Source organism: Candidatus Izemoplasmatales bacterium, from assembly GCA_041649275.1.
Classification (GTDB): Bacteria; Bacillota_I; Bacilli_A; order Izemoplasmatales; family Hujiaoplasmataceae; genus UBA12489.
The window spans coordinates 1-25,073 of the sequence record JBAZNL010000001.1; the positions used below are offsets into that span (position 1 = coordinate 1).

Genomic DNA, 25,073 nt, shown 5'->3' on the forward strand with positions numbered 1-25,073 from the left:
TAGCGCGATCGGGTTCGATCTGGTTGAGTCGAAAGAAATGGGATTTCTTCGATCCGCCCTTCACAAGGGTTTTTTGTCGTTATCTACATATATAAAGAATAAATAGATTGACAGAAGATAGTTAGTCACTCATTAATTTCCATACCAATCCAATCAGGTTGATGTCACAAACTCTTTATTTTTTCATATCACTTGACATGAAAAAAAACGATATAGGTGGATTAATTGAAAACAGATGATATCGAAATCAAACGTGATATCATCTGCCATATATTCTCTAATATCCTGTAAGCATATTTATCACTTTGATCCTCTTGACGGGCGCGGTCGTGTACCCCCAACCGTCCGCATCTCGTCAGTGTTTTTCGAGTTGTTGCTTGGCATGGCTGAGTCATCTCCCACCTACACATATGATACCGCTGGCCAATCACTAAGGATCTATGCCATAAAACCTGCTTGATGTTGACCGTTAATTCTGAATGATAACTAAACCAATCGAGGATTATTATTTTCAAGATAATCTTTTTTTAGTATTGACATAATGTGTTGATTTTGAAAGGAACTATTTTTATATACCGATTGCCGTAGTTCTCCTTCATTAATGAAACCGAACTTTTGATAGAATTGATAGGCGTTCAGATTGGTGTTAATGACATATAGATACACCCTATTTAGATTAATGTCCATAAAGGCATGTCTTAGCATTTCTGTCATTGCATAAGTTCCAGCACCGTGTGATCTATTTTCTTGTTTACCAATCATTATGTGCAATTCTGCAGATTGATTTATTCTATCAATATTTAACAAACTTACTAGTCCAACCGGTTCGGAGTCACACAAAACAATACACCTAATCGAGCTCTCTCTTTTTTTTAGGTAATCTTCATACCAAAGATTATCTACATCAATATTAATATACCTATATGGTGCGGCTAAATGTTCAATTAATTCCCTGGATTGTCTCCATTGATTAATTTCAACTATGTCATTTCTTGTCAGTTCTCGTAATTGATACATAGCATCTCGCTCCCTTGATTTTATGATGTAGCACAGTCATGAATAATACGATTTCCTGTAACGTATCCATAACTCAAGACACAATGCGCGCGTGGTAGATTCTGTAACATTGGATGGAATTATGACTTGTACATCGAAGAGTAGTATTGCAAATAATTCATATTCATAACGTTTTTCACCCACTCCACATTTGCTTTGTACCACTCAATTGTATTCGTAATTCCTAGTGGGAAATTGATTTTGGGCATCCACCCTAAATCTGTCATTATTTTGGTGTTGTCTATTGCATACCGTCGATCATGTCCCGGTCGATCTGACACATACCTAATTAATGAAGTAGACTTGCCAAGATATGAAACTATAGATTTTATTATTTCTAAATTCGTCTTCTCACAATTCCCTCCAATATTATATACTTCACCGACTTTCCCCTTATGAAGTACTAGGTCGATGGCATCACAGTGATCGTAGACATGAATCCAATCACGAATCTGCATACCATCACCGTATACAGGTAGTTCCATATCATTTATACAATTGTTAATCATCAATGGTATTAGTTTTTCGGGGAATTGATTGGGCCCGTAATTGTTACTACATCTTGTTACATTTATTGGCAATCCAAATGTACTAAAATACGACATCACCAACATGTCGGCCGCTGCTTTTGAGACAGAATATGGGCTATTGGGATGTAGTGGTGATTTTTCAGTAAACAACCCCGTGCTGCCAAGCGCTCCATACACTTCATCGGTTGATATTTGTATATATTTGACTCCTGATTTATACTCCCTACAATATTTATCGGTTGGGCGTATACTCCAATTCTTTCTTGCCGTGTCAAGTAAAATCTGCGTCCCAATGATATTCGTTGTCAGAAACACTTCAGGATCTAGGATACTTCTGTCAACGTGACTTTCGGCCGCAAAATTTACGATGTATGAAATATCGAAATCGACAAATATCTTTTCAATCGCCTTTCGATCTCGAATATCCGCTTTATAGAATACATAGTTTTCATTATCAGTAATTTCATTTAGGTTATCAAGATTGCCAGCATAAGTCAACGAATCTACATTGATCAGCGTATGTTCAGGATGAGTACTTAGCATCTTTTTGATAAAGTTGCTACCTATAAATCCTGCGCCACCCGTTATCAGAATATTTGCCATTTATATCTCCTTATCATTAATAATGCACTAGTACTCTTGAATTACTTAATCAGTGATAGGATGTATTGTCCATAGTCAGTCATTTGCAGCTTGTGCCCAATTTTCATCAACTGGTCGTCATTGATTAGTCCTCGACGCCACGCAATTTCCTCTGGGCAAGAGATATAGAAGCCCTGCCTTGATTGTACAGCTTCGACATATTCCGCAGCCTTAAGGATACCATCTGGGGTTCCAGTATCAAGCCATGCCATACCGCGGCCCAAAAGTATTACCATTAGATCGCCTCTTTGAAGATAAGCATTATTAATTGATGTAATTTCTATCTCGCCGCGACTTGATGGTACTACTTTCTTCGCAATCGATACAACATCCTTATCATAGAAATACAAACCTGGAATTGCATAATTAGATTTTGGAGATTTCGGTTTTTCCTCGATTGACAGAACTTTATAGTTCTGGTCGAATTCGACTACCCCGAAAGCGCTAGCGTCCTTTACGGGGTATCCAAAAACTATCGCGCCTTTTTCAAGGTTTCTTGCTTGGTTAAGAATTTTCGTTAAGTCCTGTCCGTAGAAAACATTATCGCCAAGGATGAGACAGACAGTATCTCCATTAATAAACTTCTCCCCTAGAATAAATGCATCGGCGAGTCCGCGCGGGGTATCCTGAATAGCATATGTAAAAGTGATTCCCAACTGCGTTCCATCACCAAGTAAACGTCTATAGACTGGTGTGTCCTCAGGAGAAGAAATAATCAGTATCTCACGTATTCCAGCCAATAACAATACTGACAATGGATAATAGATCATAGGTTTATCATAGATGGGCAACAGTTGTTTTGATACCGCTTGTGTCATCGGATATAATCTAGATCCTTTTCCCCCCGCAAGAATAATTCCTTTCATAATTACTTCTCTTCTCCTAAGACAATATCGCAAATCATATCTACATCCTCAAGGCATAAGTCAGCATATAATGGGAAAGTTAATATATTGCGTGAAACGTAGTTAGCAATTGGTGTTTGCCCGCACGAAAACTTTCCTTCATAGCATCGAAAACTATTTGTTGTTGGGTAAAAATACTTGCGCGCGAAAATATTGTGATTCATTAGTTTTTCATATATGTAATCTCTAGAACACCAGAACTCATCAAATAAAACCGGAAAATATGCATAATTACTTCGCACACCCGCTTGAATCGGACTTATAGTCAAGCCCTTAACACCACGCAATCTATCAAGATACCTTTCATAAACGATTTTTCTTTTCCCGATTTCTGTATCAACGTGTCGTAAATTACATAAACCCATTGCCGCTTGAAATTCATTCATTTTGCCATTTCCACCTACATAATCGACAGAATCAACACCTGTCAACCCGAAGTTCTTAAGACTATTAAGTGGTTTCGATAAGGCGGAATCTTGATAAGTTACTGCCCCCCCCTCGATTGTATTAAATACCTTCGTCGCGTGGAAACTAAACATCGATGCGTCTCCAAAATTGGCGATATTAATATCTTCAAAGGAAGAACCAAAGGCATGTGCAGCATCATATATTGTAACTAAGCGGTTTTTTTTTGCTATGCGTTCAATTTCATGAACATTACAGATGTTTCCATATACGTGAACTGGAATTATTGCAGACGTCTTATTAGTTATCAAATCTTCAATTTTCGATGTATCAATAGTGTAGTCTTGACGATTAATGTCACAAAAAATCGGTGTTAATCCATTTCTCACAATCGCTTGAGTTGTGGATGCGAAAGTATAGGGAGTTGTGATGATTTCCCCAGTCAAACCTAAAGCTACAATCGCAGACTCTAGTGCAATATGTCCATTTGTAAACAATGTGATATTCGGTGTGTGTAGATATTCTTTCAAATTCTTCTCAAGCATTTGGTGTTTTACACCCATGTTTGTTAATATGTGACTATCCCAAATGTCAGCAATTTCATCAAAATATTCCTGCGCATTTGGCATTGATGAACGTGTAACAAAGATTCTATTATCCATTTTCGTCCTCGCATCATTTTTCCGTGGATCACACAGTAATCATATTAATCATAGGTTGACATATACACAAACTTGAAAGCAATTTCGTAAATCATCGCAATTATTATTGCGTAGTAAATTCTACTATGACTCGGAACTACAACAGACACATAATCACGGTTGAATAGGAGAATTATTGAAAGCGTTCTTTTATTATATGCCAGGAAAAATTGTGTGGGAGTAATAACATCTGACCAGTATATTCGTCTAGGAGAGCGGCTTCTATTAGCTACGCTAACTCGATAGTTTTTGGAGTATGCAGTCGGTCTGATGTATTTTTATAAATTCAGAATGAGTGATAGTCCGGAAAAATGTAGCACTTTGAACGGCGAGTGCCTAATTTGAAAGACTACTTATGATCACCGGATGACAATCTGTGATTAAATTCCATTTCAATAGAATGTTTATTCAACTTTCCTACAATAACGTTACCATGAAGACTATAAGCACACGACTAGTCGATTTCTATAATAAACATTTGTAGAGTCTTCAATAAGTAATATAGACATGAATCGGTAATTCGACAACTTGGCAGCGCTATAGAGATCTCTTGAATAAACAAATAGAATGCATCAATAGCCATTATGCTTGTGCGATATATATAAATTTACAAATGATTTCTAGATGTTTATTTTTTTGGAAAAAGCAACCAACCTATGAACTCCCTAACCGCGCCTTCTCCACCCTTTTGCTCACACACATAATTTGCAATCGATTGGATTTCTTTTGAAGCATCTATTGGGCACCCAACCACACCGCCACCCGTTTTTACTTTCATCATTATATCAAAATCATTCATGTCATCTCCAATAAATGCGATAGATGACATAGGCACATTCAATCTTTGTGAAATCTCGCTGATTTTGGACTCTTTATTATGAACTCCTTGATGAACCTCTTTAATGCCAAGTTCGTGACACCGACGGACAACGATCTTTGATCTGCGTCCGGTAATGATAATTGGCACGATCCCCCTCGGAATTAACATATTATGAATGCCAAAGCCGTCCTTCACATTAAATGCCTTAAGTGATTCACCTTTAGTACCTATATATATTTTTCCGTCTGTAAGGGTTCCATCCACGTCCATAACAAATATTTTAATCTCTCCTTGATGCATGTTACTCATACCTGGAAGGAGTTATGAAGGATATATTCATACCACTTTTTCTCAATTCAATAATCAAACCTTTATAATAATCGTTTCGAATAATCGCTTGTTCTTCAGTCATTGTCCTACGCAAATTTGGATCGAAGTAGTTCTCCATAATATTTGATGAAAAACCGTCAAAACCGGCCAGATACACTTGCTTGATTCCGAAATGGCGAAGCAAATTGAACATAATCACTGATGACGAATCGTGAGTCATGTCATCAACAGTAATCCACTTTTTATAATCAAGCACCTTTACGTTTCCACGGCCACCTTTTGAGATGCGTGAGACAACAATTACATTCATAGCATTCGCTACTGCTTCATCATAGATTTCGTTTCTTGTTGTGAGTACATAATTAATTTTAAAGTCAGAACATAAATTGAGGCCAATTGAGAATATATCTTCTCTCGCTACATATTCATTTACTAACTGGTGCGATTTGGTTATGCTTGGTCCCGGCGCTATGAGCAACACAGATCTACCATTAATCTCTGCACAAATCTCATCAACAACCCCAGTATCATCAACTGATTTTCTTTCGTTATAAAGTCGATACAAATCCTCGGCATACTTAACATCAAACGAAATTTTCTTCTCTTCCGCGATTAAACCTAGCAACTCCCCCACTTGGTCGATTGGTAACATGCTTTTGTTATAATAATGACTAGCATAACTTGGGCTACAATGATTTATGGACGATAGGTAATACTCAGGGGCGTATCCCCAATAGAATTCCGAACGTAGCTGATTGACCACTTTGTCAATCACGTCAAGTAAGGGCGATATTTTATACGTACTACCATAGAAAATATTCAGGTGTTCAAGTAGTAATTCTGTATTTAGGTTACCTGCGCCCTTCCCCATTCCCATAATCGAACAATCAAGCATCAATTTTCGGTTTGTCGCAAATTGAAGGAGGGTAATCGCATTTGAGTATGACATTTGGAGGTTATTATGGGAATGGAATCCAAGCGGCATTTCTGGACGTAAATTGTGATCAACAAGGTTAAGCATTCTACTCATATCGTTTGGTCTCATTTCACCAAAACTGTCAACAATATAGAAACCGGACGCATCCGGTAATTTACTGTTCACCATATCGATGAGTTCCAGTAACTCTTTATCTGTGTACCGTAATGTAATCATTGGTTGTATATATAGCTGATACCCCTTATCAATAATCATTCTACCTAAGGGCAAAATATTCTCTCTGTCTTTTTTGTGAAACGCTAATCGAATTCCATCTATTCCATTATCAGTGCGAAATCCAAGCTTTTCTACATCAAACCTTCCATAATCCATCATCGCTACGTACGTCTTGTTGAGTTTCTTGTTCTTTAAAATGCTCTGTGGGATCACTTTCTCGCTTATGTATTTTGTCCTGCCAGACTGTGAGCCCGCTTTATCATCAATATATCCCAATTCTATAATATCAACATCAGACGCCTCGAGAGCAGCCAGAATTTTATCCATATATACTTGACCAAAATTAAAATCGTTCACGACCCCACCATCACGTAGGGTTACATCAAGCACCTTTAGCGGATTCATATGTTACCTCCATTGTTTATATATCTATATTAACAAAGTGCTGAGCAAGTAAATAATCATATCGATCATTTATGTCTATTGCTTCTTTAAATGTTACTTCCTTGATAAATGGCTTCTCCCCAATGCGACGACGGTACTTCTCAAAAACCTCTCTTCGGAAGACATATATTCCCGACGTCTCCCTATATATGACATCTAAATCCTGACTCCTTGGCATGTTGGTCGCATCAAAGTTTATGGGTTGTCCATCTTTCCACAAAAAATCTTGGATCTTTGTTGCGCAAAAGGCAGAATCATAAGCACCGGATTGAACAGATTGTATACACTCTCGCATTGTCTGTGAAGTAATAAATGGCGCCGTAGCATGAGCATACACAAAAATATCTGCATCCATAATATTCAGATATTCTTGAAAAATCTGTGTAAAATTGGTTGACGGTGAATCGAGAAAAGTTGGTCGTTGAACAAAGTTCACCCCCCGAGGAAGATATTCTTTTACACTCTCTTGACTGCAAAAGACATCTATACGGTCAACAAGATCAATCGCTTTCAATGTGTCAAGTTCATGCTGCAATAGAGGTTTACCACCAAGAAGCATTGTGTTTTTCCCCGGCAATCGCTCATTGTTTAACTTAATTGGCATTACTGCAATCGTTGTCATACCAGCCCATCCTATCTATGTCACCATTGAATCTATGTGATGCATATACATAATAATTGTATCACACAATTAATTGAAGTTTCGTATTATTCCTACAATGCGTTTCATATCGGTGATAGTGTATCGTTGATCACATGGTAAAGCTATGATATTTGACACATAATCTGTCTCAACGCTTCCAGTAATGTTTGGCACAGAAGGCCATAGTGTCGGGATATATATATAGTTCTCCCTTAATAGTTGTCTCAGTTCGGTACCCTTCACATGATAATAGGGATATGCAAATGGACCAATTGGTTTATGTATATAAAGTGGATTATTATGTTTTAGTTCGTTCTCCAATTGTGAATAGTTCTTTTCGCGTCTCTTCTTAATGAGGTTATAGTCTATCGCTCCAAGCAGATTATGTGTCAACCTAGACATATATTTCAAATCGCATTCATAGAATGAATCTTCGTTTGCTTTAAAATCATTATAGTAATCTGTGGCATTCCCCTCATAACGTCCTAAAATGTGCTTCATCCTATCTTTTGAAACATCTATTTGTAAGTGATCTAATTTCGGCACTGATGACAAATATGCTCCATCGGGCACTCCGAAGAATTTCCTACACGAGTATATTGTGACTACCCCAACAACTGGCCTTTGAAAAAAAGATTGAGCATTATCAACGATGATATTTATATATCTTTTTTTCAGTTTTATAATGGTGTTGTTGTCTACCTGCCCATAGTAATTAACGATATACAAGTATTCGCCTTCGCGAAGCTCATTATTATAAATTGGTTGAAAATCACGACTCACATGGTAGTATTCATAATCAATATGAGACTTATCGCACAAGTAGGATATCGAGTCACATAATAGATATGGGATAATTAATTTTTTTATATTGTGTGTCATGGATAGGTATAATAACGCATTTCGCGCGCTATTAACCGCAACTAAATCTCGGTAGTACTCGTTTGACACTAATTGTTCTAGGCCAAAATATCCACCAATTTCATACATATTAAGTGTTTTCCTTAATGACTACACTAACATAACGAGAAATATTATCCATTACTTCTTTTTGTATATGATAATCTGGAAAATTTAATATTATTGTCCCTATTGCTTCATTTGCGCCACAAAAACCTCCAACATTGGATCCGCATGTTATCCATATGTCGACTTCAATAATATATCTTTTTATATCGTCGTTTATCCATAAACTCTCATAAACACCAGGTTTACTGCTGTGAAGTATTATTTCAGCCCACCATCCACGATATGGCTTTTGTTCAATAACCTCAATTGGCAACCCTACAGCAGCTCGAACTGAGTTACTCACAAGATCTACTCCTGTTGCATACTTAATGCATTCAGCCAATCTGTTACCCCCCCCCCGTGGAGAACATTCCATAATATATGCCTTTCCATCAATACACACTCTAGACTCTATATTGTATATTGATGTTCCCATTTTCAGTAAAGTAAGCACCCTTTGAATCTCGCTAATCAACACACTCTCATTCGCAGCAGATATTGATGATGGCCATGTATATGCAGAGGGGGTAAAGGGATTTATAGCGTTTTTGTCAAAGTGTTGTGCATTGAATGAGACGAAAACTAGTTCACCGTTTATCGAAAAGCAATCCGTATCAGAAGCGAACCCTTCTTGCATAAGAAAATCTTCAATAATGAATTCCTTTGAGATTGAAAATGACAAAGCGTGTTCAATGCTTTTTTTCAGTATCGTCGGATTATCTACCTTAGTTACACCTTTACTACCAGCTGAATCAGTAGGCTTAACAATTACCGGCCAATGAAATAAACCAGTATCGCCAATAGCGTCATCCACTGATGTGTAGCTCTTTGCTGTGGGTACATTAAAGCCATTAGCTGCTAAAAAACGTCTAAATTTTCCTTTATTCTGCAAAATCGCAACGGATTCATAAGGCCCACATGATGGCAAGTGTAATAATTCTGCAACATATGCAGCCGTTAATACTCCTGGATCACATGCGAACGACATAATTCCATCAATGCGCAGTCGGATTGCTGCATTTAATATTGCGTCTTTATCAATTACGCTCGCATTGCAATACTCATCAGAGTACCTATGTGCGAAATTGTCTGGTTTGTTATCACAAGTTATGACATATATATTCATTTCATGTGCAGCCATAATTACAGGTACAGCATAACGCAGTCCACATAGCAACATCAATCTTTTCACTCTATCACTCCTGACATTTTCACTAGTCATTCATCATTTTTCTTTTTCACTAATACGTTATTAAGTAACCGACTTTTATGAAGAATTAATCCATAAATCAATACTATTATTGCCGTTAGTAGCCACCGAGTTTTAAAATTCTCTTGTGTTATGTAGCCGACTGTGACCACAGCCATGATAATCAATCCTTGGAGAATAAAAACAATGTTTGGGAACATGTGCGTATACTGTATCTTTGTCGATACACTTTGCATTATGAACAGAACCATATATGCGATGGCAGATGATATCGCGGCGCCAATTGCACCAAATTTCGGTATTAGCATATAGTTTAGAAGCAATGTCACCACTAATGCTAATAGAGAACTTGCCGCAATCATTCGTGTTTTTTTTGTATAGTACATCGCATTAATTGGCAACCCAGAAACCGCCTTAAAAAATGTCCCCCCAACGAGAAAGGGAATGACTCCTATTGCCGGCCAATATGCATCATTAATGAAGACTTTTACAACCTCAGGTGATAAGAAAATTATTCCACACGATAATAGTACACATGTCCAAGTGTAAATTTTTGAATATTTGTTTATTTGTATATAGTCCCCTTTTTGAGCCATTCGATAAAACCATGGAATCCAAGTGTTTTCCATTGCTGTAGTAAATGCAAATGCAATCGATCCAAAACTACATGCAACACTATATATACCTGTGTCCGAGACGCCTCGAATAGAAGTAAGCATTGTTCTATCAATTTGGTTAAGAAGGACCAATGTCAATCCATGAAAAACTAAAGGCAATGAATATTTGATTGCGTACTTCCAATTTGCTAATGATACCAATTGTTTTCCTCGTAGCAAAAGGATGATCGTATAAATAAAGCCAACAAAGCCAATTGTTGACAAGATGCCTACGATGCGTCCCATATATGGTATTGTGGGATAAATTCTTATCAACATTATCGATAAGGGTATCGCTAATAAATTAGGCATTATGAGAAGCATAGACCTTTTTACATACTTCATTTCGACCATGTATCGAAGTGATACCATGCTGATTATGCATCCAAAAAACGCATGAAGTAAACAGAATATCGTAAGTATATGGTATTCATCGGGTAGAAAGAACTTTGAAATGATACCAACTACTACTGAGACTAGTAGCGCGATAATTATCTGGAGGGTTACTAGTGAGGATACATATGAATCCAACTTATCCTTGTAGTCAATAACTGCAAATCGTACCGAACTTCCCAACGACAAAGAGATAAATACCGAGAAGATACTAACATATGAGAGATATGTACTAACTATTCCATAATCAGCCGGAGAAAGCACACTAGTAAAAACTGGTAATAGGAAGAAATCTATTGCCTTTTCAAAGATATTCGCAATCAAATAGAATGTTGTGATCTTTATGGCAAGTGTCGCATTTTTGCTCATATATTTGTGCTCCGGTTGTTGATTATTAAGTAATTAGAGATTTGGTTTTTTCAATCTTTTTTTTATTTCGTGAAGTCGATATTGCATCTTCACAAAAACACTGCCTCCAAACACATGTCCAATAACTTTGTATAGCACTAATTTTAACCGTCTATTGTGAATATTGTTAATATCATAGTATTCATTTTTTTCAGTACTCTTTGTAAAAAAACTCAATTGCCGAGTAAATTCCAAATTATAGTCGTCAAAATCATATTCCATGCCAAGAGTAGGATTTTTATCGCAGTATTTTTCGATCAAGATCAAATCCAAAAGATTGGACAAAGATGTCTCGTCACTAGGCCTTTCCTTACTATCAAATAACAGACTTGTCGTTGTATAGTTCAAAATGCCCATTGGTCTTCCAGAAATCGCATCAATGCAAATGGTAGGTCGCATCTCTCTCATGGACACCAACGCGCTACCGGCGGACGAAATAAAACAATCAATCCTGCTGATTAGTGTCAATGGTATTGGAAATATATATCCTGTGATTAGTAAATTAATATTTTTTACTCTGTTGACCTCGGTTTGTATTTTTTGAATCGCATCTATGGATCCCCCCCCGATTAGGACAAGATTAATTATGCAATCCATTTTATTCTTAGCATATTCGACGATTTCGTGAATCGTTCGGCTCAAATATGGTTTATCAAGTCGGCCAATGCTTCCAAGAGTATAATCAGCTTCGGGTATTGTATTATGAAATGTTGTCGATACATCTTGAACCACATTTGTACAGTAAGCTCTAATGCTTGCTGATTCACCGTCATCTTGTATGGGGATATTTGAAAATATCTTTGAAACAATCTCTTTACTAATTACAAAAAACTCTCTCCTTGTATATTTATAATATAAAAAATCATTCTCTGCTTGGGTATGCTCATGTTGCTCTTGAAGATCCACGCAAATATGTTTAGCGTTAAACCTCTCTGCAAGAATTTCCCCCCACTCTGCGCATATAATTCCGTTGCTTTCTATATATACTTTTTCACCGTTGATAGTTATTGAGTTATGAATATCGCGTAATACTCTATTTCTCTCAGCCGAACAAAAAATTAACGGGCTAAAGCGAAGTAGTGGCTGCCTCAGACGGTAGTATTGTGCTAGAGGTTGAAGCATAACCGTCCCTTCTTGATAGCTAACCACATATGTGTCGTAATTCATTTTTTTTAAGAAGTCTATCTTATTTGATATATATTGCTCTGCACCGCCAACATTACATATAGAATGTGTTAAGAATATGTATGTGTTCACTATGTATTTACCTTATTTTTTTTACTTGTTTTAAGTAGTTCATCTAAATTGACTCGGGGGAAAATTTCTAGTTTACCCCCTCGAGTAGCGTTGTATACCTTTATGCCGTTTTTATCTGTGAATTTTTTTGCGACTGAATACGCAGAGAATAGTCTATCAGTCGCAGTTTGAAAAGTTGGGTCATTCGTCCCGTGCTCAATGAAATGCTTTTTCTCGCCAAGATAACTACTGTCTGCTCCAAGCAAGTATATCTCGGTAAACCCCATATATATAGCTAGTTGCATAATGGAATACGTTATCGAGTAACCATCATAGACAGTGGCATAACAGTCCCGACTAAACTTTGCAAAATACTTCGTTTTATAAATTAATTCGTACATGTGATAAGCCCAGGAAGTATGGAACATAACCCAATTCTCCGGTAATACATAGTGTCTTGAGAACTCAAGCGGGATGAAGACTTGTCCATTATCAGTTGTATACACACTCTCTTTTATTCTTTCGAAGACCGACAAATCTTGTATAGCGTAAAAATCCGGTTTCCATCTAGTCTTTTCGTGTATCAAGCTAATAGAATTCATTCCAAATGAATACTCATTTTCTAACTTTTCTAGATCGCTAATCAGTAAGCTTGGTCCAGTGCAAATGATGAAACATCTTTTACCCATATATTGACCTTTTAGTGCTCGTAACGCTTTAAAGCGCCTATCAGCGTAACCACAACGTCTTGGGATTGTGCTAATCGCCTGTAGGATTGAATGAAGTTTCTGAATTGCGAAAATCGCATACTGCTTCATTCTATGCAGTAATCCAGAAAAAATAGAATAATGGTAGATTCGAAAAATTAGTGAACCCGCTTTTTGTTTGATATTTCTTCTACCCATGAAGTACCCCCCTGATGTGCCCCTTCGTATTTCTTTCGTCAAGAACAACTATCATAATTGGCATAAATATATAGACAACATACAAGACATTTTCAAGCAGGACATCATTGAAAAACGAATATAATATGAACACAGCGATGATTGCTAATAACTGTCTTTTTATGATCTTCGACTTAGGTAATGCCAAGATCTTCTTGAATATTTCGTATAACAGGTTATATAAAATGAAACCTCCAATAATCCCATATTCTGCAAAAACATCTATTAGCTCGGAATGGTCCCCAACGCCATAGTTGACCAGTTCAAAAAACGATTCCCCATGAACCTTTTCTCCAACTCCGTAAATAAAGTTGCTTAGGCCACCGAAGAATGTTGATATGCTAGTTTGAGCAAGTTGAAACCGAAGTGCAATGCTTTCGTTTCCAGTATTTAGAAACGATGTATTACCTTCAACTATTCGTACTATATCATTAAATCTTTCGATCATTCGCGAAGATGTGATCGAAGTAGTAACAAATCGTACAATAGGAACTATTTCAATAAATACTAGAATTAGAATAAGCAAAATACATAGACCCCGTAAAAGAACAGAAAAACTATTCGAATTACGGTAAGACAGCGCAAGAATAGCAAAAAGCAATAGCGACAAAAATACAAAAGCTGTTGCTCTTGGATTACCATAAACAACAAAATACCCCGCACATAAAGAAAATGCTATAAACATTATTTTCATAGCGATTTTTGTTGTATTAATGATTGCCACGACACAGACACCAATAAAAAATATCAGTAGTGTTACGAAATCGGTACTACCTGCATTTGTCAATCTTGATATATCACCTAAAATATTAAGGTTTATAAAGATTGTTGGATCAGTAATGTATAAGGAGATATTGTTTATCGTGTTTAGGATAATTACATATACAAATATGGACGCCAATAATTTCATTTCCGCAAAATTGTAGTAGCTCAGAATGAAAACCATAATGACAGGAATGAAATATAAAGTTAGTCTGTCAATATATACTTTCCAAATCAAATTTGAGACACCAGTTGCCCGCATGACATATTGCATGATTGCCCACGCAACTGTCCAAACAATAATTTTATCCATTTTGACAAAACTGAAGTGTATATCATTTGTGATAATCGCGGATACGCCCCATAACAAGAAAATTCCAAAGTTAATCTGCAATGAGAAATTCCTTGACAGATACGGAGTAATTGAAATAATCGCCAATGCAGAGGTCAAGATTATGTTTGGAAGATACTTCAATCGGACACTTTTTGAAGTGCTGTTGACACCACCTTGCCCACGCATAATTTCTCCTCCTTCAACGTTACAATAACACACAACATATTGTCTATACCGGCCCAACATTGAGTATAACAATCAGAGAGTGATGTAATACCTTTTTGTGTCACGAGTCGGTTTTATGTATATTTTCCACAATACAAATGATCTGTACCGTAGCACACTTCACATTTTTTTAGATTTTTTCATATGGAACTCATCGAATAGTATGCGTGAGAGAATATTTCATATAAACACTCCCAGCGTTATCCATTGAGAAAATCTATTATTTTACACTATTGGGTGGTACACCTATTTTGTAACTCCATCACAAGAAGGTCATTTATGAGAAAGGGGTTTAATCACCTTAGTTGCGAATTATTCTATATGGACTTCAATAATGTGAGCCTGTTGAGCAGCGATAAAATGATACTCCTTATTTGGATGCAATAATAATGAGAACCCCGGGAAAATACCTATGGATTCTCCATCAACCGAACACCATCCCTTTCCATCAATAACCGTCAATGAGGTACTATATGCCGATTGTATACTGCGAATGAAAGTGTGCCCGGAATAAATGATTATGTGTTTTGTTTTTATTACTTTACCGTTTGACTTCAACGTATCTACAACCTTACTACTACCCCATTCAAACTCTTCATATAACGGGTGCCCACAAATATCGCCAACATAATGCTTGAGTTTTTCACTTGCTTGTTTATCGGAAACCAGAATTCCATCAGGGTTTGCGACAATAATCAAATTATTGAGTCCAAGTGCAACAATCGGCAATGATAACTCGCTAATAACATTAGTGTTGACACAACCTTCACCAAATATCACCTGTCCAATTGACGTTTCATTAAGTGAGTTTGATAAAGCATTCCAAGTTCCCATGTCATTCCATGATCCCGAATATCGAACGACCTTTATACTTGTTTCCTTTTCTACTATTGCATAATCAAAGGATATTTTCTGTATACTTTCATATGAACTACATAATTGATTATAGTTGCTTGTGCCAAACATTTCTGCCGCTTTTTTTAAAACATATTGAACTTGATAAGCAAAAACCCCTGCGTTCCAAAGAGCACCTCTTGTTATATATTCTTTTGCGACATCGATGTTTGGCTTTTCCATAAACAACTCGACCGAATCAATATGACTATTACTTTTCGGAATTATGTATCCATATTTCTCACTCGGATATGAAGGTTCGATTCCCAGTAGAATCAGTTTTGTATCATCCTTTTTTGCCTGTTCTTCCAGTTCCATGAATGTGTTAAAGTAATCATCTTCGACCATAGCGTCGACAGGACAAACGATGACTACATCATCAAGAGACAAACGAAGTACGTCATGTTGATATGCTGTTGCTAATGCGATTGCTGCAAATGTGTCTTTACGACACGGTTCAACCGAAATATTCACTTCGGCACCAAGTTGGTTTTTAATCAATGGGACTTGGGTTCCTGAAGTCGCAATAGTAATCACAGCATGGGGATCTGTTTTATTTATTTGTCGATATATTCGCTGTAACATAGATTCATATGTTCCATCCGGTTTTTTTAATACCTTCAAGAATTGCTTTGACCTCACCTCGTTCGATAGAGGCCATAACCTCTTGCCTGAACCGCCAGAAAGTATCACTATATTCATTATTCTTCTGTTCCCTTCATAGCATTAATAATCTCGGCAAGTTTTAGTGCCCCTCTACTTGTCTCATACTTTTCGCTAAATAGAGCTTTCGCCGAACACATGATTTTTTCTTTTTCATTCGGCGACATTAGAATATATTCTGTCATACTTTTTGCAAACGTCTTTGCATCATCTGCTATAAAACCATTCACACCATGTTGTATGTCGTAACCTATTGCACCATACGATGTTGTGATGACCGGCTTGCAATATGACATCGCCTCAGCGATCTTCACCTTCATACCAGACCCGCCGAATATTGGTACAATAACCATATCACACCATTCAAGATAGTCACTCATTGAGTCCGGCGTGTCAATCAGGGTAATATTATGCGCATTGCATAGGTGTCGCATTTTCTCGTTAGGCCTTGAGCCCGCGATAGTAAGTGCATATGTTTCAGTGATACTTGATAAAACCTCACTAAACATCCAGTAAATTCCCTCAACATTTGCCCCATACCATAATGAGCCCGTAATCAAAAAATGAGTCTTGCCATCGATGTGACCGGGTCCACATTTGGTCGACATCGGTTCATCAATACATATAGGGACAACGTCGATACAGTCTTTGCTAATATGGTAAACATCACATAGACGTCGCTTATCATCATGTGTAAGTGTGATTACTTGATTAACATTATGAAGGATATACTTTTCGTGTGCTTTAACAATAGAGATAATAATGAATTTTATCAACGTGCGGTGCGTATGGTATTCATATGACGCATAATCTAACTCCACATTATGAGACCTAACTATAATCTTTGTTTTTGGTGCTCTTCTATGAATATCTTTAACCACATAGTGCAATTTAGTAAATTCGAGATAAACAATATCATACCTTGAGAAATCTAATTGTTTACTTAATTTCTTCCACGAGATGTATCTTTTGTTTAATACTAAATGGCTAAGAGTAACGATAATCCCGATCCATGATGTTGATGCTTGAAGTTCATATATTGTAGTATAAAATTCCCGTATTTTTTTGTCATCTATCGCTGGGCCAATATAATCGATTGTGTTATTTTTATCGCTACATAGCATTTCAGTTGATTGTAGTACACATATTTGCCCTCCAGATTTTCGCCCAGGAACCTCAGGAGTGATATGAAGGATTTTCACTATTGTGCCCTCCCGTACTTGATGAGTATGAGCCGGTATTTGAATTGATTCAACCGTATGAATCCGATCTAGATATGATCAATTACCGCACATGAGATCGCACCCCAATCCATCGATTCTATGTGTTGGTATGCTTGTTCAACGATTTTTTCCATTTCTCCCCAATTAGAGATAACGAATAGCATCACTGACAATAAGGATTCTACATTATTCGGCTCAACAAGAAAACCTGTTTTTCCGTTTATTACTTGTTCGGATATACCTGAACAATTGGTAGCAATGACTAAAGACTGTAGATGCATAGATAGCGGGATTACTCCTGATTGTGACGCACTTTTGTATGGTAGTACAGTGATCTGTTTTTTTGCGGAAAACAACTCGGGTATTTCCTCATCCGTAATCCAACGATTGATGATTCGTAAATTGGGACATTTAGCTGCAGCAAATTTATCTCTATATGGAGAAAAATCCCCCGATCCAGCAATTGTTAGTGATACGTCCTTTCTCTCTTTGAAAAGTAATCGAAACGCATCAGCTAAAACGTCTAAACCCTTATATTCTTGAATTTGACCGAAATATATAAAATTATATAGCGTATCATCATATGTCGATGTAGCTCCCTTTTTATTCACACCATTATAGTAATTTCCATGAGGAACTGTGAGGATATTGCTGTCCAATTTATGATAATTGATCTTTATGTCATTTCTAAAGTAATCCGATAAAATAATGATATGGTCACATTTCATTGCGAGTTTATCAGAGATTTTCCATACTAAATTCTTTTTATTATTATGTGGATACACATCATGCATTGTATAGAAAGTGCGCGTTTTTTTGAATAGACGTTGAATGTGATTCGTCCAGAACGAAACGAACGGAATGTACACAGCTGCTATGTTTATTCCTGTAAATAGCCTTTTTATTCGTATGAATTCAACAGCATAAAAGTATAGTAGATTTAGCACGAAGTTAAGGCGATTACTATATCCTTTTATCTCGATTAAGTGAAGTCTTGGTATCAATCTCCAATTCTCTATGTTTTCCATTTTAGATGATACAATTGCGTATATGTTGCACCGTCCATCCATACACATCGCCTTGGTCATCTCGTATGAATACAAAACCCCTCCACCATGGAAAGCAACAAAATTAATGACGAGATTGCGTTCCATTCTATCACCTCACATAATCAATTTATAATGCGGATATAAGTGTGTATGATTTTTCATCCATTCTGCAAGTTCCAATACCATTACTTCATAATCAGGAATGAGATAGTCAAACTCAAATTTGGTTCTTTTCAAGGATTTGTCTATATATATTTCGTCTTTTGGGATGATTTGGACAGTATTATTTTTAAAATATCTATTAAAGAGTTTCAAAAGATTCAACTTTGAAATGGAATGATCTGGTACCATATTATACAATCCATGGGCTCTGTTCATGGCAGCGTGTTCCATTGTTTTTGCTAATTGAAGTGTCGTTTGCCCAGTCCAAAGAACTTTTGAAAATCCATTTATTGGACCGGATTGACATAAAAACCAATTAAGAAGACCTATACCTGTCGCATTAATGTCGGGTCCGACGATTGAATTTCTTAATGTAATGTTCTTATTGTCATCTAGTTCCCCTAATGCTTTTGTGCGATCGTAAAAAGAAGTCCCATCTCTCTGGTCGAGTTCAGTGTACTGTCCTCGGTTGCCGGAAAACACACAATCGGTACTCATATGAATGATTTGTGTATTTGTATTTTTTGTAATATCTGAAAGAAAGTGTGGTAAATATGAATTTAGAAATACCGCATTCGACTTATTTTCTTCGGCGCTTTGATTTAAGATACCTATACAATTGATAACTGTATCGAAATCACCTCTTGATACTATGTCCTTGATTTCATTTTTATTAAGTGCGTCGCCGACTATAGATTTGACTAGACTGGATGGTTTTCTATCAAATCCTATCACATCATGGCCTCGTTCAGACAAGTAGATTGATATCATATGCCCTGCCATGCCGTTACATCCAAGAACCAAAAATTTCATTAATATTCACCGCCAAATAACTTAAGTTGTGACAACATTATCTTCATTTCATCCACATTCAATCTCCTCGTGTTGTGCGAATGATATTGCTCGAGAGAATTGTAAATGAGATTCCCGTTTTCAAGTATTTCATAATTTAGGTTTCGATTATCCGCACTTATTTTATAAAAGCCGTCATAGCTTGTCGCTCTTTGCATCTCCTCAGTGGTAACCAAGACCTCATATAGTTTCTCTCCATGACGAGCACCAATCACCTTGTAGCCAACATTTGATTTTTTCAACTCAATAATGGCTTTTGCTAAAGTTTCGATTGTACAAGCAGGGGCTTTTTGAACAAATAAATCGCCTTGTTGCCCATTAATAAACGCATATAGCACTAAATCGACAGCATCATTTAGCGTCATCATAAAACGAGTCATGTCTGGATTTGTTATTGTCAATTCTTTCCCATCGTCGATTTGCTCGCAAAATAGGGGAATAACTGATCCGCGGGATGCCATCACATTACCATATCGCGTTAAGCAAAGAATCGGATCGTTCTCTTGCATTTGACCACTTCGCGCTATGACAATCTTCTCCATTAATGCCTTTGTCATGCCCATAGCGTTGATTGGATATGCTGCCTTATCTGTAGAGAGAAATATCGCTTTTTTTATGTGATTCTCCAAACATGCAGTAATAACATTGTTAGATCCAAGAACGTTTGTTTTTACTGCTTCTAGTGGATAAAATTCGCATGAGGGGACTTGCTTAAGTGCTGCGGCGTGGAAGACGTAATCAACACCCTTAAACGAGTCCGCAATAGAATAATAATCACGGACATCGCCAAGATAAAATTTTACTTTATGTGCGTAGTCTGAAAAATTATCGACTAGAAGATGTCTCATTTCGTCCTGTTTTTTTTCATCTCGTGATAGTATTCTAATTTCGCGAATATCAGTTTTCAAGAACCTTGTGACTACAGTATTACCAAACGATCCCGTCCCACCGGTCACCATTATTACCTTATTCTTAAATATAGAATCGTTCATATGCGCAATTCACCTCTCAATTAACTCTTTCAATAATTCTTTAAACTTTGGTAGACACGCTGAACTTGAATAGTGTTCATCGCCGTATTTTTTAGCGTTTTGACCTATTGTCGCGAGTTTTCGTCTATCTAGAAATAAGTTGTTTATGATCTCCGCGGCATGTTGTGGATTGCGATTTGATACACACACACCGATGCAGTTACTATTTATTGTGTTATAGAAATCCGAATTTTCTTCTGTCGCACAGATTACCGTTTTACCGCACGCCATTAATAACGAACACTTGCTTGGGTAACTATTTTTTATAACATCCTTTGCTAGGGGGATCAGCGCGAGATCACAAGCACTATAAACATCTGAGATCATATTACTAGGCTGCCAAGGAATGAAATCTATATTGTTCAGTTTTTTTTCACCAACTATATGAACGAATTCGTCCTGTCGCGCACCATCTCCAATCATATGAAATACTATTTGTTTATTACTCTGTAGAGCATCTGCTACTTCAATTACAAAGTTATAATCGAATGTGTATCCAAAGTTGCCTGCATACTGTATATAAAACAAGTCGCTAGACAGATTATATTTCTTAATAAACGAATTTTCATTTGGTGAGATTTGGCGAACATTATCATCATCATACCAATTGTTAATCTGAATAATTTTGTCTTTTTCAACACCTTCACGAATTAGTGTGTTCATCATATCAGAGGATATCACTATTATTTTTGTGCAATATTTATATACTCTTTTCTGTAAATATGAAAAGACTTTATAAACGAACTTACCCTTAAGAATACCTGAATCGAATGCTACGTTAGGGAATACATCATATGAGTTTAGGATCACTTTCCCTTTAAAAAAGAGTTTTAGCAAAACGGAAGAAAAAAAGACGGTGGGAGTTGATTGTAGAATAATCGCATCGAGATTCTTTTTCTCCTTCATCCATCTTCGTCTACATGAAAAAGCGTATTTCATTCCTGAAATGTATCTCCAAATAAAGTTCTTTTTATCCACTACTTTGCGTCGAACAATGTCATATCTAAAGCGTTCTCTATTGTGAAATATAGAAGGTATATCAGGATTTTCACCTGTTGTATGACTAGTAAGTAGATATATGTCAAAACCTTCATTGAGTAAGTAATCTAGTAACTTTATTGCTAAATGATTAGTCCCGTTGTGACAGTCAAATCCTTCATACGCAAAATACATTATTCTCATCGTTTTTGTCAATCCTCATTTCATTATATTCCAACGATATTTGATCCAATAGATTATTTAGTAATAAAAATTAGCTTACAGTTAATTGCATTATATGCGTATCTGTGACTGTTTGTGGGGCTAAACAAGGGGGGTGGACTCAATAAACACATACTGTAAATAGTTGCATATCAACCAGTATATTATGAAAACGAAGGAAACAAGTCGTAGGTTGATTTGATAATACTTATGTCCTCTATCGAAGTGAAATGGGCATATAACAACCAAAAATGAAGGGACATATACGTTTGACGTTATAAGAACATGCGTTTATATTAGCTAACTCAAGGTCTTGTTCAGTGAAGAAACGAAATCGCATATTACATAGTTGTTATTCCGATATTCAGTTGAACACAACTCAAAATACTTATCACCAAACACCTTTCTTAGTCTAGGCATAAAAACCGATGTGACAATTATGAGGATGCGAAATATACTAGATTCGATTGTAGGCAGTCCCAACATTGCCCTAGTTTCTTTTATGACACTTAACACAGAAACGTAGTCACTGTTTTGTGGATAGAAGACACCCGATTCATCAAACTGGATCACGACTCGAATAAATTCTGCTAAATTATCAATGAATATCATGCTTCGCTTATTCGACATCTTTGGTATAATGGGTATTTTCCTTGCCAACATTATCAACCTTGTGAAATTGCCTTTACTGCTCGGGCCATACACTACAGGAGTCCTACTTATTACTACTTTGAAAGATTCGTCCGCAAGTTTTTGAATCGCTAAATCAGCATCCAGTTTACTTTTCCCATAGGCATTGATCGGTGCATATCTTGTGACGTCAATCGGTCGATGGTCACCAATGCGATTGTCCTTTCCGTAAATGATCATGCTGCTCATGAAGATAAACTGCTTTACACCTTCACGTTTCGCTTTTTCTGCAGTCTCAATGGCGAGATCCCGGTTCACTTTGAAATAAAGCGGCGCCATCTTCTTCTTTGAGGATACATGTGCGATTCCAGCTACGTGATATACGACGTCGTATGATGAAAAGTCCTTGCTTCTCCACGATCCATCGATCATGTCTATCGTATCGACAAAAAATTTATCAGGCCACTGGAGAAGCCATTTTGCGACAGATGTGCCAATGTAACTATTCGCACCTGTAATTAGGATCTTTTTCATAGTTACTACACCACCTGTGATTTAGTCCTTCTTTTCCGTTGCTTGATTCAGCGCTCCGGTTCCACCTTCAACGACCCCTTCGCTCTTGAATACACTTCGAATGGTCTTGAAGAACAGTCTGGTATCACCTATGAACGTGATGTGACTGGCATATACACCGTCGTACCTCGCCTTGATGGGAATCTCCAGTGCATCCCTGCCCTTGACCTGCGCAAGCCCAGTCAATCCTGGCGTGACATCGTTCGCGCCGTACTTGTCGCGTTCGGCGATCAGATCGTCCTGATTCCATAGGGCCGGCCTCGGTCCAATGATCGACATCTGTCCCAGTAGGATGTTGAAGATTTGGGGGACTTCGTCAAGGGAGGAGCGACGCAGGAACTTCCCCACCCTCGTGATGTATTGCTCCGGATGCTCCAGAAGATGCGTCGGCGTGTTCTTCGGAGTATCGATCTTCATGGTGCGGAACTTGTAGATGTTGAAGAACTTCTTGTGCTTGCCGACGCGGTTCTGCCGGAAGATGACCGGTCCCTTGGAATCGAGCTTGATCGCAAGGGCGATCAGAAGCAGGAAAGGCGATGCGACGATGATGCCGATGAACGAGAGGAGAAAGTCGAAAAGGCGCTTGATGACTTTTCTATACATACCCGGTTGTCCCTCATGTCGTTTCATTCAGTCGAAGAATTGGACGATCTTCGCTTTGTCATAATGGCTGGCTAATAGTTTATTGAATATTATATCATGATTCAGATAGCTCGAGACGAGGATCCCGTCATGCGAGTACCGAATCCCTTCGAGGAAGGAGAGGATCGGCACGCCGCCGATGCCCTTCCCCTGTTTCGTTGGATCATCGTCGATGATCGCGATGACATGAGGTAAATCGTCTTCATGCTCCATCACCTGCAGCATCGCCTCGGCCACTTCCCCCGCCCCGTAGAGGATGATCCGTCTGAATCCCCGGTCGTAGATCTGCTTGAGAAACTGCGCGATGTCGCGTCTGGCGGCCTCGTAGACCTGCTGGGACGACTTGATGTAGCCGATGTTCAGGACCTTGTGCCGTTCGACGCCGGAGGGGGTCAGTTCGTACTGCACGAGCTTTTTCGTCTTGTGCAGGCGTCGTATCAGGCTTCTCTCCTCGAAGTCGTCGAGATACTGGTTTACCATGGAAACAGAAACGCCCAGCGCTTCGCACATCTTCCGTTGCGTCACGTTGGGCATGTTCAGGATCATGTCGAGGATCAGATACTCCTTGAATAGGAGCGTGGGGGTGAAGAACGGATTGTCGAACATGGCCTGCCTTCTTCCGTTGTTCATCTACTGAACAATATTATGACACCCATCCGAGGGAAATGCAATAGCATTTCAGAATATTCCGGAGCATATGAAGATTTTCGTGTCCATTGCCGGACGAAATTCACTTCATCTCATCAGTGGCAGCCCCGAGATCATGACGATCATGAAGATGAACCATCGTGCGACGCCAACGGGTGCAATAAAATGAAAAGGGGAGCGACAAGATGAATCCGGAACAACATGTGTATTTCCTCCTTGGGTTCTTCAGTCCAATGATTCGGTTCGTCAACGGCATAGCATTCCGGGATTGGGTTCGACACATGAAGGCCATTTTGTAATCGCGACAGGCCTGTTCTCCCCATACGAAGGATGTATGGTTCGATGCGGGAGAATTTACATTTACCCACATTGCCCGCAATGCCATAGCTGCCCCGAAATTCATCAAAGAACTGCGGGCCAAAGGGGTAGAATTCTATTCGAGAAAGAGAACATTTCCAGTCTGGATCCAATGATTGATCTCTTGTTAAGCATTCTGGCCGGTCTCGCCGAGGTGGAGTCGAAACAGATCGGCTCGAATATTCGGTGGAGCGTTGAAAAGAACCATCAAGCCGGAAAGGTTCATAATCGTCCGCTGTTGGGATATCGGTTCTTAAGGGACGGCACCTGGGTGATCGAGCCATCGGAAGCGAAAGTGATTCATACCATCTATACAATGTATCTCGATAAGACATCTCAAACGA

General features: G+C 37.9%; 22 protein-coding genes. All 22 read right to left on the minus strand.

What is annotated here, in order from left to right:
* Positions 1–486: 486 nt before the first annotated feature.
* The 22 genes from WC509_00005 to WC509_00110 all read right to left on the minus strand — a co-directional run bounded on the left by WC509_00005 (position 487) and on the right by WC509_00110 (position 24,330).
* Positions 487–1,017, minus strand: a complete 531-nt coding sequence (locus WC509_00005; protein MFA5005839.1) for a GNAT family protein — start codon at positions 1,015–1,017, stop codon at positions 487–489.
* Between the two features lie 119 nt (positions 1,018–1,136).
* The gene (gene rfbB, locus WC509_00010) at positions 1,137–2,189 is read right to left on the minus strand and encodes a dTDP-glucose 4,6-dehydratase (GenBank protein MFA5005840.1); all 1,053 of its coding nucleotides are present in this window, start codon (positions 2,187–2,189) and stop codon (positions 1,137–1,139) included.
* Positions 2,190–2,230: 41 nt separating this feature from the next.
* The gene (gene rfbA, locus WC509_00015) at positions 2,231–3,094 is read right to left on the minus strand and encodes a glucose-1-phosphate thymidylyltransferase RfbA (protein ID MFA5005841.1); all 864 of its coding nucleotides are present in this window, start codon (positions 3,092–3,094) and stop codon (positions 2,231–2,233) included.
* A gap of 2 nt (positions 3,095–3,096) precedes the next feature.
* A complete protein-coding gene (locus WC509_00020; GenBank protein MFA5005842.1) occupies positions 3,097–4,200 on the minus strand; it encodes a DegT/DnrJ/EryC1/StrS family aminotransferase in 1,104 nt (367 codons plus the stop codon).
* A gap of 667 nt (positions 4,201–4,867) precedes the next feature.
* A complete protein-coding gene (locus tag WC509_00025; GenBank protein MFA5005843.1) occupies positions 4,868–5,359 on the minus strand; it encodes an HAD hydrolase family protein in 492 nt (163 codons plus the stop codon).
* 1 nt (position 5,360) lies between these two features.
* Positions 5,361–6,947 carry an aldolase catalytic domain-containing protein gene (locus tag WC509_00030; GenBank protein ID MFA5005844.1) on the minus strand — a complete coding sequence of 529 codons (1,587 nt, stop codon included), beginning with the start codon at positions 6,945–6,947 and terminating at the stop codon, positions 5,361–5,363.
* A gap of 16 nt (positions 6,948–6,963) precedes the next feature.
* A complete protein-coding gene (locus WC509_00035) occupies positions 6,964–7,608 on the minus strand; it encodes an NTP transferase domain-containing protein (protein ID MFA5005845.1) in 645 nt (214 codons plus the stop codon).
* A 69-nt stretch (positions 7,609–7,677) separates the two neighbouring features.
* Entirely contained in the window at positions 7,678–8,619 is a 942-nt protein-coding gene (locus WC509_00040) for a hypothetical protein (GenBank protein ID MFA5005846.1), read from the minus strand.
* 1 nt (position 8,620) lies between these two features.
* Positions 8,621–9,829, minus strand: a complete 1,209-nt coding sequence (locus WC509_00045; GenBank protein ID MFA5005847.1) for an ATP-grasp domain-containing protein — start codon at positions 9,827–9,829, stop codon at positions 8,621–8,623.
* A 26-nt stretch (positions 9,830–9,855) separates the two neighbouring features.
* Positions 9,856–11,265 carry an oligosaccharide flippase family protein gene (locus tag WC509_00050; GenBank protein ID MFA5005848.1) on the minus strand — a complete coding sequence of 470 codons (1,410 nt, stop codon included), beginning with the start codon at positions 11,263–11,265 and terminating at the stop codon, positions 9,856–9,858.
* 33 nt (positions 11,266–11,298) lie between these two features.
* On the minus strand, positions 11,299–12,426 hold the full coding sequence (locus WC509_00055) for a hypothetical protein (GenBank protein MFA5005849.1): 1,128 nt from the start codon (positions 12,424–12,426) through the stop codon (positions 11,299–11,301).
* A gap of 134 nt (positions 12,427–12,560) precedes the next feature.
* Positions 12,561–13,445, minus strand: coding sequence for a 6-hydroxymethylpterin diphosphokinase MptE-like protein (locus WC509_00060; protein ID MFA5005850.1), 885 nt, complete (start codon positions 13,443–13,445; stop codon positions 12,561–12,563).
* Positions 13,438–14,766 carry a hypothetical protein gene (locus WC509_00065; GenBank protein ID MFA5005851.1) on the minus strand — a complete coding sequence of 443 codons (1,329 nt, stop codon included), beginning with the start codon at positions 14,764–14,766 and terminating at the stop codon, positions 13,438–13,440. The genes WC509_00060 and WC509_00065 overlap by 8 nt, the downstream gene beginning before the upstream one ends.
* Positions 14,767–15,117: 351 nt before the next feature.
* A complete protein-coding gene (locus WC509_00070) occupies positions 15,118–16,401 on the minus strand; it encodes a sugar phosphate nucleotidyltransferase (GenBank protein ID MFA5005852.1) in 1,284 nt (427 codons plus the stop codon).
* Positions 16,401–17,564, minus strand: a complete 1,164-nt coding sequence (locus tag WC509_00075) for a glycosyltransferase family 4 protein (protein ID MFA5005853.1) — start codon at positions 17,562–17,564, stop codon at positions 16,401–16,403. The genes WC509_00070 and WC509_00075 overlap by 1 nt, the downstream gene beginning before the upstream one ends.
* Positions 17,565–17,632: 68 nt before the next feature.
* Positions 17,633–18,739 carry a glycosyltransferase family 4 protein gene (locus WC509_00080; GenBank protein ID MFA5005854.1) on the minus strand — a complete coding sequence of 369 codons (1,107 nt, stop codon included), beginning with the start codon at positions 18,737–18,739 and terminating at the stop codon, positions 17,633–17,635.
* A 9-nt stretch (positions 18,740–18,748) separates the two neighbouring features.
* Entirely contained in the window at positions 18,749–19,609 is an 861-nt protein-coding gene (locus tag WC509_00085) for a sugar nucleotide-binding protein (protein ID MFA5005855.1), read from the minus strand.
* A complete protein-coding gene (locus WC509_00090; protein MFA5005856.1) occupies positions 19,609–20,640 on the minus strand; it encodes a polysaccharide biosynthesis protein in 1,032 nt (343 codons plus the stop codon). The genes WC509_00085 and WC509_00090 overlap by 1 nt, the downstream gene beginning before the upstream one ends.
* Positions 20,641–20,649: 9 nt before the next feature.
* The gene (locus tag WC509_00095; GenBank protein MFA5005857.1) at positions 20,650–21,852 is read right to left on the minus strand and encodes a glycosyltransferase family 4 protein; all 1,203 of its coding nucleotides are present in this window, start codon (positions 21,850–21,852) and stop codon (positions 20,650–20,652) included.
* Positions 21,853–22,179: 327 nt separating this feature from the next.
* Positions 22,180–23,043: an NAD-dependent epimerase/dehydratase family protein gene (locus WC509_00100; GenBank protein ID MFA5005858.1), complete on the minus strand. Its 864-nt coding sequence runs from the start codon at positions 23,041–23,043 to the stop codon at positions 22,180–22,182.
* A 21-nt stretch (positions 23,044–23,064) separates the two neighbouring features.
* On the minus strand, positions 23,065–23,685 hold the full coding sequence (locus WC509_00105; GenBank protein ID MFA5005859.1) for a sugar transferase: 621 nt from the start codon (positions 23,683–23,685) through the stop codon (positions 23,065–23,067).
* A gap of 27 nt (positions 23,686–23,712) precedes the next feature.
* The gene (locus WC509_00110) at positions 23,713–24,330 is read right to left on the minus strand and encodes a MarR family transcriptional regulator (GenBank protein ID MFA5005860.1); all 618 of its coding nucleotides are present in this window, start codon (positions 24,328–24,330) and stop codon (positions 23,713–23,715) included.
* Between the last annotated feature and the right edge of the window lie 743 nt (positions 24,331–25,073).

Bases quoted from the DNA above. Each gene is read 5' to 3' on its own strand.
- WC509_00005 (MFA5005839.1), bottom strand. From the start codon at position 1,017: ATGTATCAATTACGAGAACTGACAAGAAATGACATAGTTGAAATTAAT.
- rfbB (MFA5005840.1), bottom strand. From the start codon at position 2,189: ATGGCAAATATTCTGATAACGGGTGGCGCAGGATTTATAGGTAGCAAC.
- rfbA (MFA5005841.1), bottom strand. From the start codon at position 3,094: ATGAAAGGAATTATTCTTGCGGGGGGAAAAGGATCTAGATTATATCCG.
- WC509_00020 (MFA5005842.1), bottom strand. From the start codon at position 4,200: ATGGATAATAGAATCTTTGTTACACGTTCATCAATGCCAAATGCGCAG.
- WC509_00025 (MFA5005843.1), bottom strand. From the start codon at position 5,359: ATGCATCAAGGAGAGATTAAAATATTTGTTATGGACGTGGATGGAACC.
- WC509_00030 (MFA5005844.1), bottom strand. From the start codon at position 6,947: ATGAATCCGCTAAAGGTGCTTGATGTAACCCTACGTGATGGTGGGGTC.
- WC509_00035 (MFA5005845.1), bottom strand. From the start codon at position 7,608: ATGACAACGATTGCAGTAATGCCAATTAAGTTAAACAATGAGCGATTG.
- WC509_00040 (MFA5005846.1), bottom strand. From the start codon at position 8,619: ATGTATGAAATTGGTGGATATTTTGGCCTAGAACAATTAGTGTCAAAC.
- WC509_00050 (MFA5005848.1), bottom strand. From the start codon at position 11,265: ATGAGCAAAAATGCGACACTTGCCATAAAGATCACAACATTCTATTTG.
- WC509_00055 (MFA5005849.1), bottom strand. From the start codon at position 12,426: ATGCTTCAACCTCTAGCACAATACTACCGTCTGAGGCAGCCACTACTT.
- WC509_00060 (MFA5005850.1), bottom strand. From the start codon at position 13,445: ATGGGTAGAAGAAATATCAAACAAAAAGCGGGTTCACTAATTTTTCGA.
- WC509_00065 (MFA5005851.1), bottom strand. From the start codon at position 14,766: ATGCGTGGGCAAGGTGGTGTCAACAGCACTTCAAAAAGTGTCCGATTG.
- WC509_00070 (MFA5005852.1), bottom strand. From the start codon at position 16,401: ATGAATATAGTGATACTTTCTGGCGGTTCAGGCAAGAGGTTATGGCCT.
- WC509_00080 (MFA5005854.1), bottom strand. From the start codon at position 18,739: ATGGAACGCAATCTCGTCATTAATTTTGTTGCTTTCCATGGTGGAGGG.
- WC509_00085 (MFA5005855.1), bottom strand. From the start codon at position 19,609: ATGAAATTTTTGGTTCTTGGATGTAACGGCATGGCAGGGCATATGATA.
- WC509_00090 (MFA5005856.1), bottom strand. From the start codon at position 20,640: ATGAACGATTCTATATTTAAGAATAAGGTAATAATGGTGACCGGTGGG.
- WC509_00095 (MFA5005857.1), bottom strand. From the start codon at position 21,852: ATGTATTTTGCGTATGAAGGATTTGACTGTCACAACGGGACTAATCAT.
- WC509_00100 (MFA5005858.1), bottom strand. From the start codon at position 23,043: ATGAAAAAGATCCTAATTACAGGTGCGAATAGTTACATTGGCACATCT.
- WC509_00105 (MFA5005859.1), bottom strand. From the start codon at position 23,685: ATGTATAGAAAAGTCATCAAGCGCCTTTTCGACTTTCTCCTCTCGTTC.
- WC509_00110 (MFA5005860.1), bottom strand. From the start codon at position 24,330: ATGTTCGACAATCCGTTCTTCACCCCCACGCTCCTATTCAAGGAGTAT.